10 protein-coding genes are annotated in these 13399 nt (G+C 72.0%); 1 reads left to right on the plus strand and 9 read right to left on the minus strand.

The window, feature by feature from the left end; all coding sequences use genetic code 11:
- Window positions 1-43 precede the first annotated feature (43 nt).
- The 9 genes from ACWA15_RS15040 to ACWA15_RS15080 all read right to left on the minus strand — a co-directional run bounded on the left by ACWA15_RS15040 (window position 44) and on the right by ACWA15_RS15080 (window position 12704).
- Window positions 44-982, minus strand: coding sequence for a 4-(cytidine 5'-diphospho)-2-C-methyl-D-erythritol kinase (locus ACWA15_RS15040; RefSeq protein ID WP_464056221.1), 939 nt, complete (start codon window positions 980-982; stop codon window positions 44-46).
- On the minus strand, window positions 979-1926 hold the full coding sequence (rsmA, locus tag ACWA15_RS15045) for a 16S rRNA (adenine(1518)-N(6)/adenine(1519)-N(6))-dimethyltransferase RsmA (protein ID WP_464056222.1): 948 nt from the start codon (window positions 1924-1926) through the stop codon (window positions 979-981). The genes ACWA15_RS15040 and rsmA overlap by 4 nt, the downstream gene beginning before the upstream one ends.
- 46 nt (window positions 1927-1972) lie before the next feature.
- A complete protein-coding gene (locus ACWA15_RS15050; RefSeq protein ID WP_464056223.1) occupies window positions 1973-3505 on the minus strand; it encodes a ubiquitin-like domain-containing protein in 1533 nt (510 codons plus the stop codon).
- A 460-nt stretch (window positions 3506-3965) separates the two neighbouring features.
- Window positions 3966-5147 carry an aggregation-promoting factor C-terminal-like domain-containing protein gene (locus ACWA15_RS15055; protein WP_464056224.1) on the minus strand — a complete coding sequence of 394 codons (1182 nt, stop codon included), beginning with the start codon at window positions 5145-5147 and terminating at the stop codon, window positions 3966-3968.
- Window positions 5148-5345: 198 nt separating this feature from the next.
- Window positions 5346-6257, minus strand: a complete 912-nt coding sequence (locus ACWA15_RS15060) for a TatD family hydrolase (RefSeq protein WP_464056225.1) — start codon at window positions 6255-6257, stop codon at window positions 5346-5348.
- A 5-nt stretch (window positions 6258-6262) separates the two neighbouring features.
- Entirely contained in the window at window positions 6263-7909 is a 1647-nt protein-coding gene (metG, locus tag ACWA15_RS15065) for a methionine--tRNA ligase (RefSeq protein WP_464056226.1), read from the minus strand.
- Between the two features lie 36 nt (window positions 7910-7945).
- Window positions 7946-10297: a DEAD/DEAH box helicase gene (locus ACWA15_RS15070; RefSeq protein WP_464056228.1), complete on the minus strand. Its 2352-nt coding sequence runs from the start codon at window positions 10295-10297 to the stop codon at window positions 7946-7948.
- Between the two features lie 2 nt (window positions 10298-10299).
- Complete coding sequence (locus tag ACWA15_RS15075; protein ID WP_464056229.1) at window positions 10300-11514, minus strand: PQQ-dependent sugar dehydrogenase; 1215 nt, start codon at window positions 11512-11514, stop codon at window positions 10300-10302.
- Window positions 11511-12704, minus strand: coding sequence for an aminotransferase class I/II-fold pyridoxal phosphate-dependent enzyme (locus ACWA15_RS15080; RefSeq protein WP_464056230.1), 1194 nt, complete (start codon window positions 12702-12704; stop codon window positions 11511-11513). Before ACWA15_RS15080 ends, ACWA15_RS15075 begins: the two co-directional genes overlap by 4 nt.
- 109 nt (window positions 12705-12813) lie before the next feature.
- Here ACWA15_RS15080 and ACWA15_RS15085 point away from each other — a divergent pair, with 109 nt between their 5' ends.
- The gene (locus ACWA15_RS15085) at window positions 12814-13398 is read left to right on the plus strand and encodes an isochorismatase family protein (protein WP_464056231.1); all 585 of its coding nucleotides are present in this window, start codon (window positions 12814-12816) and stop codon (window positions 13396-13398) included.
- Window position 13399: the final 1 nt, after the last annotated feature.

Below are 13399 nucleotides of genomic sequence, written 5' to 3' on the forward strand. Positions count from 1 at the left end.
GGGCTGGTCGGCCCGGGTCGGGTCGGCCCGGGTCAGGTCGGGTCTAGCCGACGACGCGGGCGCCCGGCACCGGTCCGGAGGCGCACACGACCGAGTCGCACACCCCGGCCACCGTCAGGGCGGCTGCGATGGCGAGGGCGTGCTGGCGGCTGCGGCCCAGCACGGCCACGGTCGGCCCCGAGCCGGACACGATCACGCCGAGCGCACCGGAGGCCTGGGCCACCGCCATCGTCCGGGCGAGGTCGGGGGCCAGGTCGAGGGCCGCGTCCTGGAGGTCGTTGGACAGCGCGCGGCCGAGCCGCTCGGCGTTCCCGGCGCGCAGGGCGGCCATGAGCTCGGTGTCGGCGCCCTCGGGCATGTCGTGGCCGGGTTCGGCGATGGAGTCGAAGTGCCGGAAGACGGCGGGGGTGGACAAGCCTTCGCTGCGCAGCGCGAAGGCCCAGTGGAACTGGCCGTGGACCATCGCCGGGGTCAGCGTGTCGCCGCGTCCGGTCCCCACGGCCGTGTGGCCGGCGAGGGCGAAGGGGACGTCCGCGCCGAGGCCGGCCGCCACCGCGCTCAGCTCCTCGCGGCTCAGCCCCGTCCCCCACAGCGCGTCGAGCGCGACGAGCGTGGCTGCGGCGTCGGCGGACCCACCGGCCATGCCGCCCGCGACAGGGATGCCCTTGGTGATCTCCAGGTGGGCTCCGAGCTGTACACCGGTGTGCTCAGCCAGGGCGCGGGCCGCTCGCAGGGCGAGGTTGCTGTCGTCGGTGGGGACCAGCTCGGCCCCGGGGCCGTCGACGGCGAGGGTGAGGGTGTCCGACGCCGTCGCCGTGACCTCCTCGTAGAGGGAGACCGCCTGGAAGACCGTGACGAGGGGGTGGTAGCCGTCCTGGCCCACGGGGCCCACGTGCAGGGACAGGTTGACCTTGCCCGGTGCCCGCACGACCACCGAGCGTGGGCGCTCGCCCACGCTCGACAGGTGCTTGAGGGTGGTCACCGGGGTGCGGGATCGGAGCCGGAGCTGGACTCGGACTCGGGGGCGGCTGCGGCTGCGGCTGCGGCTGCGGCTGCGCGGGTCGCCTCCGCGGCGTCCAGGGCCTCGGCGATCCGGGCGAACTCCACGACGGTCAGCCGCTCACCGCGCGCACCCGGGTCGACGCCGGCAGCCTCGAGCGCCTCCTGAGCCAGCGCGGGCGACCCGGCGAGGCCTCCCAGCGCGGCGCGCAGGGTCTTGCGGCGCTGGGCGAAGGCCGTGTCGACGACCTGGAAGACCCGCTGGCGGGTAGCAGTGGTCTCGGGGTGGTCGCGGCGCTCGAGCAGCACCAGCGCGGAGTCGACGTTGGGCACCGGCCAGAACACCGACCGGCCGATCGTCGCGGTGCGCCGGGCGGTCGCGTACCAGGCGGCCTTGACCGAAGGGATGCCGTAGGTCCGGTTCCCCGGCGGGGCCGCGAGCCGGTCGGCGACCTCGGCCTGCACCATGACGAGCACACGCTCGAGGGTGTCGAAACGCTCGAGGAACGTCAGCAGCACCGGGACGGCGACGTTGTAGGGGAGGTTGGCCACGAGCGCGGTGGGCGGCGCGCCGGGCAGCTCCTTCACCGTGAGGGCGTCCTGCAGGACGACGGTGAGGTCACCAGCCCGGTCAGGAGCCATCGCGGCGATCGTGTCCGGCAGCTGAGCAGCGAGCACCGGGTCGATCTCGACCGCGACGACGCTCATGCCCGCCTCGAGCAGGCCGAGGGTCAGCGACCCGAGCCCGGGCCCGACCTCGACGACGCGCTGGCCCGGCGTGAGCCCGGCCGCCCGGACGATCTTGCGCACCGTCCCGGCGTCGTGCACGAAGTTCTGGCCCAGGGTCTTGGTGGGCCGGACGCCCAAACGCCCTGCCAGGTCGCGGATCTGTACCGGACCGAGCAGGGCGTTCGAGGTGTCTGTCATACGGATGAGCCTAGAGGTTCAACCGCCGTGCTGCGTCAGATGACCGTCAGCGCAGGCCGAGCTTGGACGAGCAGTGGGGCCACTGACCCCACCCGGACCGGGCCTGGAGCACCTGGGCGAGGCGCGTCTGCTCCGCTGCGCTGGCCTGGGAGGGCAGTCCCGAGCCGCCGACCGACTGCCACGTGCCGACCGAGAACTGGTACAGGCCGTGGTACAGGCCGTTGCTGGAGACGATCGACGGGTTCCCGCCGGACTCGCACTGGGCGAGCTTGCCCCAGACGTCGCCGGTGGCGACGACGGGAGCGGGCGCCGGGGCGCCGTCGGTGGTCGGGGCCGCAGCGGCGGGGGGAGCCGTCGCCTTCGGTGCGACGGCCTTCGGGCGCTCCTTGGTCCCCTGCACGACGACCTTGGCCACCGGGGCGACGGCAACGCCGTCGGAGACGAGCGTGCGGGACTCCTCGACGCCGTCGACCGTGGTGACGGAGTAGACGGTGCTCTGCTGGCCTTCGACGCCCTCGACCGTGGTCTTGGCGGGCAGGTCCTTGAAGCGGGTGTCGTCGTTCTCGTTGACCGTCTCGAAGGGGATCGGGGTGGCCACAGCCACGTCGGCGACAGCGACGCGGTTGACGACGATGGCGAGCTCGGTGTCGTCCAGGCGCGGGTCGGTGATGACGTCCGGGGCGGACTCGGCCGGAGCGGCGGGGTCGGCGGACGGCACAGCCGCAGGGTCGGCTGCGAGTGCGGCCGGGTCGACCTCGGCCGCGTCGGCGGCCGGAGCGGCCTCCGCTGCCGTGGCGGCGTCAGCTGCTGCAGCGGCGGCCTCCTTCTCGGCGAGCTGCTGCTGGGCGGCGAGCGCCTCGGCGGTGGGGACGTGCTGGACCGAGACCCGGTCGAGCTCACCGAGCTCCACGCCGTGCTCGGCGAGGACCTCGGAGACGTCCGCGGAGCCGGCAGGCACCTCGGTCACCCCGCCGTCCACCATGAGCTGGACGGGACCGTCGAGGGAGAGACGCAGACCGAGGTCGACGCGTCCGTCTCCGGTGGACCGGGACGCGACGAGGCTGATGTCGTCGGCACGGCCGGCGTAGGCGGCGAGCAGCTCGTCGGCGTCGACCGCGGTGGTCGTGATGGTCGTGGCCACGCCGTCCTGCTGGACGGTGATGTCACGGGCGTAGCGCACCACGACGTCGGCGTCCTCGCTGAGGTCCGCGTTCATCGAGGGGGCGACCACGTCGTCCTGACCGACCGTGATGCCGCGCTCGGCCAGCAGGCCGTCGACGGACCCGGCGAAGGTCGTGACCGTCTGGACCTTGCCGTCGACGTCCAGGGTGATGGTCTTGTGGGCGTTCGCGTAGACGGCGGAACCGCCGGCGACGAGGGCTAGAGCCAGTCCACCGGCGAAGATCGGCCAGGTGCGGCGCCTCGTCCGGTCAGGTGCGTGGCCGGGAGCGTCGGTCTCGACGCTGTCTGAGGAGAGGGTCCATGCGGGAGCTGCTGCGTCGGTGAGGTTGAGAGTCTCACCAGGCTTCGTCGGGTGCGCGCCGGAGCGGGCAGAGGAAGCGCTGAAGGGGTTTTTCATGAGTGTCCAGACGTGGATCCATCCGGGCACAGAACAGTGGCTGCGGGATTGCACCGCCGCCCGAGGGCGCCACGTCGATTCTGATCCGGCCGTCGCAGGCGGTCTTGGGACGGCAGACCGTCCGTACTCGCCAGCATCGCCAGGGCCTGTCAGGTCGTTTGACCTCACAGATTCATACCTTGGCGACGTTCGACCGTAACCGATCCGTGACCATGCACCAACCCGTGCACGCGATCTTCACACCGTGTATGGACGTGTCGCCACATACCTGATTCTCGACACTCACCCCGCGCATGCCTCCGCGCCCTGCTCCACCGCAGGTGAGGGCATCATTCTGGAGGTTCCGGGACGCCGGGTCACGTGCCGGGGCGAGCACGCGACTGCCGGGGTGTTCGACGGCCGCAGAACGGGTCGGACGGGCCGCAGCCACGAGCGGGGCAGGCGGCAGGGGCGGGATCCGTCAGTACCAGCCGTTGCTCTTGGAGTGGGACCAGGCACCACAGGGGGTGCCGTAGCGCCCTTCGATGTACCCCAGGCCCCAGGTGATCTGGGTGGCGGCGTTGGTGCGCCAGTCAGCGCCCGCGCTGGCCATCTTCGACCCGGGCAGGGCCTGCGGGATGCCATAGGCGCTGCTCGAGGGGTTGTCCGCGGTGACACTCCACTTGCTCTCCTTGGTCCACAACGCCTCGAGGCAGACGTACTGGTCCTCGCCCCAGCCCTTCGCGAGCACCATCGACTGCCCCAAGGCCCGTGCCGTCCCCGGGTCCACGCTCGCCAGCGCCGGGTCCGGCAGCTCCATGGTGCCGATGTGGACGATCTCGTTGCGCGCTGCGACGGTGACCTGCTGGGCGACGACGCTGCGTCCGGTCTCCACACCGTCGACGAGGGTCAGGTCGTAGGTCGTGACCGCCTGGCCCAGCTTGCCGGCCTGCTTGACCACCCGCTGGCCGATGGCGAGCTTGGGATCCTGGACCTCCTCGACCGTGAAGGGCAGCACCTCAGCGACCGAGGTGGCCGCCTCTCCGCCGCGGCCGATCGTGATGACCTGCCCGGCGACAGCCGGACTGGCCAGGTCGGCCGAGACCACGTCCCCGGGGTTGAGGATCACACCGGCGGTCGCGAGCACGTCGCGCACGCTCTCCTCGGTGGTCACGACCGGGATCAGCTGGCCGTCGATGGCGATCGTCAGGTCCTTGAGCGTGGAGATCTTCAGCTGCGAGCGTCCGAGCGCCTCTGCGCGGGAGGCGGACACGCTCGCGCCGTCGGCGCGCGGTCCGATCTCGTCGAGGACCTCGCCCACGGTGAGAGCGGTGGACTGCATAGACCGGGTGGCACCGTCGATCTCGACGTCGACCGTCCTCATCGTCCGCACGACGATGAGGTCGCCGTCGGCCACAGCACTCGCGGCGGACGGGAAGACCTCGTCGCGGTCGGCGAGGGTGACCTGTTGGCCGCCGAGCACGTCCTGGACGGTGCTCCCGAAGGCGGAGACCGTCCGTGCGTCCCCATCGACCTCGATGGTGATCGTCTTGTGCATCGCCGTGAAGGCGGTCGTTCCTGCGACCAGGGCCACCAGGACGGCGCCCTGCACCGCGCGACGGACGGGGCGGCGCTGGCCGCTCTGCCGGTGATTGGAGCTCACGCCGGGTTTCCCTCTCCACTGCTTCGAGTCGTTGCGTTGCGTTGCGTTGCGTTGCGGACAGTCTGGCACGCGCGGTCGCCGGGTCCGCACTCCCCGAGGTCAAGCGGTCAGGTGAACGTCACTCTCAGGCATCATCGGCACGTCCCGACCCGAACTCAACCTCGACGGGCGGGTGGGCGAGCGGGCGGGCGGTGAGGTTCACCACGTCCCGTACACCTGCTCGGACGTGGCGTCGATCACGCGGCAGGCGTGCTCGAGCGGCACGTCCTGGACGGAGGCGATGGTCGCCAGGGTGAGGGGGGTGAGGTAGGGCGCGTTCGGGCGGCCGCGGAAGGGGTGCGGGGTGAGGTAGGGCGCGTCGGTCTCCACGAGCACCTGGGTCAGCGGGGTCGCGCGCAGCGCCGCGCGGAGCTCGTGGTTGGCCCCGAAGGTCACTGGCCCGGCGAAGGACAGGAACCAGCCCTGCCCCGCGCACAGCCGGGCCATCTCCGCGTCGCCGGAGAAGCAGTGGAAGACCGTCCGCTCGGGTGCGCCGTCCCCCGCGAGGATGTCCAGGACCTCCTGGTGGGCGTCGCGGTCGTGGATCTGCAGGGCAAGGCCCAGCTCCTTGGCGAGCGCGATGTGCGCCCGGAAGGACTCCCGCTGGGCGGCCAGGCCCAGGTCACCGGTGCGGAACAGGTCCATCCCGGTCTCCCCGATCGCCCGGATCCGGTCGTTGCCGCGGGCGATCGCGGCGACCTCGGCGATCGCCTCGTCCAGCCCGACGCCGTGCCGCTCGGCCGGCGCGGGCGCCAGCCCGTCCGGTCCGACGTCGAGCACACCGGCGTGCAGCGGTGCCTCGTTGGGGTGGATCGCGACCGCACCGACCAGCTCGGGGTGCTCGCGCACCACCCGGTCGGTCCAGCGCGCGGCGGGCAGGTCGCAGCCGACCTGCACCATCCGCGTGACGCCGACGGCGCGCGCGGCAGCCAGGAGCTCGGCGACCGCGGGCACCGGCGCGCCGTCAGGCAGGACGTCGGCGATGGAGTCGAGGTGGGTGTGGTTGTCCACCACCGGCCAGGGCAGGCCCTCCGGAGCAGGCGGCCAGCTCAGGTCGCGCTTCTTGGCCACGTCGCTCAGGCCTTGGCGTCATCCAGGCGGGGGAACAGCGACGGCACCTTGGTCACCTGGGTGCCCGGGGCGAGCGTCCCGAAGGTCGCCGCGGTCTGGACCGGCTGCGCGCCCAGCGGGCCGAGCTGGGCCTGGGCCCCGAGCGAGGTCCACAGACCCTCGGCGGCCTTGGGGATGACCGGGTTGAGCAGGATCGCCAGGGTCCGCAGCGCATCGGCGGCGGTCACGAGGATGGTGGCCAGGCGTCCGCCCTCGACCCCCAGGCCGCCGTCGCCGATCTCCCCGGGCAGCTTGGCGACCTTCCACGGCTCGGTCTCGGTCAGGTACATGTTCGTCGCGTCGACGAGCGTCCAGATCGCATTGATCGCCTCGTTCGGGGAGATCTTGTCGATCGCGGCCTCGGCGTCGGCCACGGCCTGCGCCGCGACACCGGCGAGGGCGATCTCGGCGTCGGAGACCGACCCGGTCCGGGGCAGCGAACCGGCGAAGTTCTTGACGATCATCGCCGCGACCCGCGAGGCCAGGTTGCCGAAGCCGTTGGCCAGCTCGGCGTTGTACCGCGCGGCGAGGTCCTCCCAGGAGAAGGACCCGTCCTGACCGAAGGGGATCGCCCGCATGAAGTAGTAGCGGAAGGCGTCGGAGCCGAACTCGTCGATGATCTGGCTCGGAGCGATGCCGGTGAGCTTGGACTTGCTCATCTTCTCCCCGCCGACCAGCAGCCACCCGTGGGCGAAGACGGTCGTGGGCAGCGGCAGCCCGGCCGCCATGAGCATGGCCGGCCAGATGACCGCGTGGAAGCGCAGGATGTCCTTGCCGACCAGGTGCACGTTCGCCGGCCACAGCGCGGCGAAGCGGGCCTTCTCATCCGTGTCTGTCGAGTCCAGCCCGACGGCGGTCGCGTAGTTGAGCAGCGCGTCGAACCACACGTAGAGCACGTGGGAGGTGTCCCACGGGATGGGGATGCCCCAGTCGAAGGTGTTGCGGGAGATCGACAGGTCCTGCAGGCCACCCTTGACGAAGGCGAGCACCTCGTTGCGGGCGCTGGCCGGCTGGACGAACTCGGGGTGCTCCTCGTAGAGGGCCAGCAGCCGGTCGGCGTAGGCGCTCATCTTGAAGAAGTAGTTCTGCTCGGAGAGCATCTCGACCGGCGTGGAGTGGATCGGGCACAGCTTGACGCCCTCCTGCTCCCCCGTCCCGTCGACGAGGTCACCGGGGAGCTTGTACTCCTCGCAGCCCACGCAGTACGGGCCCTCGTACGCGCCGGCGTAGATCTCGCCCTTGTCGTGCAGGTCCTGGATGAAGGCCTGGACCCGCTCGGTGTGGCGCGGCTGGGTGGTGCGGATGAAGTCGTCGTTGCGGGCGTCCAGGGTCTCCAGGACCGGCTTCCAGGACGACTCGACGAGGCGGTCCGCCCACTCCTGCGGCGTGACGCCGTTGTCCTGAGCGGTACGCATGACCTTCTGCCCGTGCTCGTCGGTCCCGGTGAGGAACCACACGTTCTCCTGCCGCTGACGGTGCCAGCGGGTCAGGACGTCCCCGGCGACCGTGGTGTACGCGTGCCCGATGTGCGGGGCGTCGTTCACGTAGTAGATCGGCGTGGTGAGGTAGAAGGACTGCGCCCCAGCGGGCGCTGCGTTCTCGTCGTGAGCCATGCAGCCAATGTTAAGGCGTCCGGGCGCTGACCTCGATCAGCGCCCCTCCTCGTGGACGGCGCCGATGCTGGCCTCGAGCTCGTCCCACACCGGCCCGTACCCGAGCCGGGCCTGCTCCGCCGTCACGACCTGGCGGGCGAGGTGGGATTCGCTCACGTCGACCGCGCGCACGGCTCCCGCGGCGAGGCTCGACTCGCGGACGTAGGCGTCGAAGACCCGGGCCTTCTCGGTGAGGAGCTCCCGGATCCGCTCGTCCACGCTGTCCTCGGCGAGCAGCCGGTGCACCCGCACGGTGCGGACCTGCCCCATCCGGTGCACCCGGGCGACGGCCTGGTCCTCCGCGGCCGGGGTGAGCGCAGGCTCGCAGAGCACGACGACGCTCGCGGCCTGGATGTTGAGCCCCACCCCGCCCGCCTGGATCTGGGCGACGAGCACCGACCCGCCCGGCCCGGCAGTGAAGTCGTCGACGATCCCCTGCCGCGCGACGGCCGGCACGTCCCCGTCGATCGGGCCGTACACGGCGTGGCCGGCGGTCGTGGCGGAGGTCGCCACGAGGGAGACCACAGGGCGGAAGAAGGAGAAGACGACCACCTTGTGATCGTTGTCTGCGGCGTCGGCCAGGATCTCCAGGAGCCGGCCGAGCTTGCTTGACTCGGCCGGGTCTGCGGTCGCGAAGGCGGCCCTGCGCATGGCCATGAGGTTCCCGGACGCCACGGAGTCGGCATAGACGGCCCGTCCGGCAGGGGTGAGCTCCTCCCACTCCGCGATCTCGACGAGATCGGGCAGCTCGACGAGCACCTCGACCTGGTTGCGGCGCAGGTACACCCCGGACATCGCCGCGCGGAACGCGTCCGCCCCGACGAGCCCGACGTGCCGGGGCAGCGCGTCGACGACCTCGGGCTGCAGGTGGGAGACCAGGGCGAGGAACTCCTCGAGCCGGTTCTCCAACGGGGTTCCGGTCATGTAGAGCACCCGCCAGCACCGGTCTGCCCATGCCCGGACGTCGTGGGTGCGCTGGGCCCGGGGGTTCTTGATCAGGTGCGCCTCGTCCACGACGAGCAGCGCCACCCGGGGGCCGGCGCCAGCCGGACCGGTGTCGGTACCGGTACCGGTACCGGTACCGGTACCGGTACCGGTACCGGGGTCTGTCTCGGGGTCTGCGTCCGTGTGGTTGACGGTGCCCGCGCCGCCCGGTGGCAGCGGGAGGTGCTTGAGCCCGTCGAAGGTCGTCACCGCCACCCCGCCGTCCCGGGTCCATGCCGCGAGCGCCTGGTCCCGGTCGCCGCCGTGCACCCGGTGCGCGGTGAGCAGCGAGTGTGCGCTCACCTCGCGCACCCAGCCGACCAGCACGCTCGCCGGGCACACGACGAGAAAGTGGGTGTCGCCCTTCGCCGCGCAGTCGGCCATGGCGGCGATCGCCTGGACGGTCTTGCCCAGGCCCATCTCGTCACCGAGCAGGACTCGTCCCTGGTTGAGCACGAACCGCGCACCGAAGGCCTGGTAGCCGCGCAGGTCCACGCGCAGCAGGGACTCGTCGAGCGGGTAGGCAGACACCCGGTCGGCGAGCTCGTCGGGCAGCATGCCGTGGGCCGCCGCGCCGTCGGCGACCAGTGGCACGATCGTCCCCAGGACGGCGTAGTACGACGCGGCGCGCAGCTCGAAGTCGTCCCACAGCGCGACCGGTCCCGGACCGGGGGCTGCGGCCACCGCGCTCAGGCGGGCGACGACGTCGGGCAGGGACGTCTCGGCCAGCCAGTGGTCCCAGCCGGCCAGCGCCGCGAGCGCCGCCGTGGCGGCGTCCTTGGTGTGCCTGCGGCGGAAGGCGAAGGTGATCCGGCGGGTCGCCGGGCCGGCGAGCGGCAGGAGCTGGGCCATCGACCGGACGTAGTCGGCGAGGTCCTCGCGGTGCGCCTCGACCAGCGGGCCGAGCCGTCGCACCCGGGCGAGCAGCGACAGCAGGGTCGTCGACGTCGTGCTGGAGGGGTCCAGGGCGATCCGGGTCGGCAGGCTCGCCCGGATCGTGTCGGCGAGCTGCTGCGCGGCGGCGACGGCCCCGCGCGCGGTGTGCGAGCCGACGCCGTCGAGCTCCTCGAGGTCGCTCGCCCGGGTCTTGTGCAGCGACAGGACCGTCGTGTACCCGGCGTCGAGCAGGGCCCTGACCCGCAGGTTCTTGTCGGTGACCTCGTTGAGCCGGTCGATCGTGATCGCGGCGAGCTCGCGGCCGACCCGCTCGTCGCGGTCGGCCTCGATGACCGCGACTACCTCGGCGCGGGTGCCGTCGAGGTCGGCCAGCAGGGCCTGTGCCCGCTGAGCGAGGCCGCGGCGGGCCTCGACGAGGGCCCGGGCGGCACCTCCCGGCTCGGGGACGATCGGCTCGGCTGGCCCCACGGTCAGGAGGTAGGTGCGACGGCGACGAGCAGGAGCTGGTCGTCCCCTTCGCGCGGGGTGCCGCGGCCGTCGGTGTTGTTCGTCAGCACCGCGAGCGAGCCGTCCTGGTCCGCCACGACGGCCCGGAGCCGGCCGTACGCACCGAGCAGCTCCTGGGGCTCACCCACCCCTTGGGCGGCCAGCGGCAGCCGCCACAGCCGTTCCCCGCGCAGCCCGGCGAGGTAGACACCCTCCTCGGTGACAGCCAACCCGCTCGGAGAGGCGTCCGACGTCGGCCAGGTCACGAGCGGGTCGATGAAGTCGTCCTCGCCGCCGGTGCCTTCGACGTCGGGCCAGCCGTAGTTGCCACCCGCCACGATGAGGTTGAGCTCGTCGAAGGTGGACTGCCCGAACTCCGAGGCGAACATCCGCCCGTCTGCTGACCAGCCCATCCCCTGGACGTTGCGGTGCCCCAGGCTCCACAGCGGCGAGCCCGGCACGGGGTTGCCGGCCGGGACGGCACCGTCCGCGGTGATCCGCAGGATCTTCCCGGCGAGGGAGTCCGGGTCCTGGGAGCTGCGGGTGTCACCGGCGTCGCCGGTGGAGACGTAGAAGTAGCCGTCGGGCCCGAAGGCCAGCCGGCCACCGTTGTGGTTGCCGGCCGACGGGATCGCGTCGAGCAGCGTGGTGAGCGGGCCGAGGACGGTTCCGTCGAGCTCGCCGCGGAGCACCTCGTTGCCAGTCTCACCCGTGCGGTAGAAGAAGACCAGGTGGTCCTCGGTGAAGGTCGGGGAGACGGCCACGCCGAGCAGTCCACCCTCCCCCTCCCCGGCGGTCTGGTTCTGGAGGTCGTCGGCGCCCGGGCCGGTGACAACCGTCCGGGCGGACCCGGCTGCGTCGGTGGAACCGGCCGGGTCGGTCGGGTCGATGACGAGGACCGTGCGGTCGTCGCGCTGGGTGACCAGCCACCCGCCGTCGGGCAGCTGAGCCAGGCCCCAGGGTGCGGCGAGGCCGGTCGCGGCCACGCCGGTGACCGTCGCGGTGACCTCCGGGACGACCGGCACCACCTCGCCGGTGGTGCTGGTCGGCGTCGGCTCCGGTTCGGTGGAGGTGCTCGGGGAGGCGCTCGGCGCGGGCGCGGTGGTCGGGGACGCGCCGTCGTCGTCCGAGCAGGCCGCGAGCGTGCAGAGGGCGAGCAGCGTCGTGAGGGCGACGGCGCGTCGTCCGGGAGTGGTCACAGCAGCGTCAACCCCTTCTTCAGTCCCCTGATGGCCTGGCCGATGCGGTGCTCGTTCTCGATCAGGGCGAACCGCACGAACTCGTCTCCCCCCGCGCCGAAGCCGACACCGGGTGACACCGCCACGTCGCAGGCCTCGATGACCAGCTTGGCGAACTCGATGGACCCCATCGCCCGGTACGGCTCGGGGATCCGGGCCCACACGAACATGGTGCCCTCCGGCTTCTTGATGTCCCAGCCGATACGGCTCAAGCCATCACAGAGCGCGTTCCGGCGCGACTCGTAGACCTCGGAGACCTCGGCCGGGAAGTCGAGGGCCTCGTTGAGGGTCACCGTCGCCGCGATCTGGATCGGCTGGAACGTCCCGTAGTCGAGGTAGCTCTTGAGCTTGCCGAGGGCACCGACGACGTCAGCGCGCCCGACGAGGAAGGCGACCCGCCAGCCCGCCATCGAGTACGACTTGGTCATCGAGTAGAGCTCGACGGCGACGTCGGTCGCGCCCTCGCACTGCATGATCGACGGCGGCGTCCACCCGTCGAAGGTCATGTCCGCGTAGGCGAGGTCGTGCACGAGGACGACGTCGCGGTCCTTCGCCCAGTCGACGAGCCGCTGCAGGTCGCTGAGCTGGGCGATGGTGGTGGTCGGGTTGTGCGGGAAGGACAGCACGACGACGCGCGGCTTGGGCCAGCCCAGCTCCCAGGCCTGCATCACCCGGTCGATGAAGCCCGCGGCGTCGTCGCCGTCTCCGATCGGCACCTGGCGGGCGTCCGCGCCGGCGAAGTACGGTCCCCAGATGTGGATGGGGTAGCTCGGGGTCGGCACGATGGCCGCGTCCCCGGGCTGCAGCAGCACCCACATGAGGTGGCTGAACCCTTCCTTCGCGCCGATCGTGGAGATGATCTGCGTCTCCGGGTCCAAGGTGACGTTGAACCGTCGCTGATAGAGGTCAGCGACCGCCTGACGCAGCTTGGGGATGCCGCGTGAGGCGGAGTAGCGGTGGTTGCGCTGGTTGCGCGCGGCCTCGGCGAGCTTGTCCACCGCGATCTGCGGGCTGGGCAGGTCCGGGTTGCCGAAGCCGAGGTCGACGATGTCTCGCCCCTCGCGGCGGGCCGCGAGCTTGAGCGAGTCGATGATCGTGAAGACGTACGGCGGGAGGCCGGGGATGCGGCGGAACTCGATCTCACGGGGCATGCAAGCATGCTACGACCGCGACGGCGGCGACGCTCCCGACGCCCGCAGAGCGGCCGGCCGCTCGATGACACTGGATACAGTCTCGATTCAGTCTCGATACAGTGATCAGATGAGCACCGACCAGACACCCGTCCGCCGCGCGCTGCTCGTCGTCGACGTCCAGCCGACCTTCTGCGAGGGCGGTGCCCTCGGCGTCGACGGCGGGAACCGCGTCGCCCGCGACGTCGCGGCCTACGCGAGCGCCCACCGCACCGACTACGACCTCGTCGTCACCACCCAGGACTGGCACATCGACCCGGGCGAGCACTTCTCGCCCGCTCCCGACTTCGTCGACACGTGGCCCCCGCACGGGATCGCCGGGACGCCCGAGGCCGAGCTGCATCCGGCGCTCGCCGAGCTCGCGGCCGAGGTGAGCGTGAAGAAGGGCCAGTACGCGGCCGCCTACTCCGGTTTCGAGGGGCGCGACGACGACGGGCACGAGCTCGCCGCCATCCTGCACGCGGAGCAGATCACCTCGGTCGACGTCGTCGGCATCGCGGAGTCCCACTGCGTCAAGGCGACGGCGCTGGACGCGCTCGCGCTGGGGTTCGCCACCCGCGTGCTCACGAACCTCACCGTGCCGGTGACCCCGGAGCAGGGTGCCCAGGCGCGAGCCGAGCTCACCCGGGCGGGAGTCGTGCTCGCGCGCTCCTGAC

The sequence above is a fragment of the Sanguibacter sp. TS_SC_8 genome (assembly GCF_055361235.1).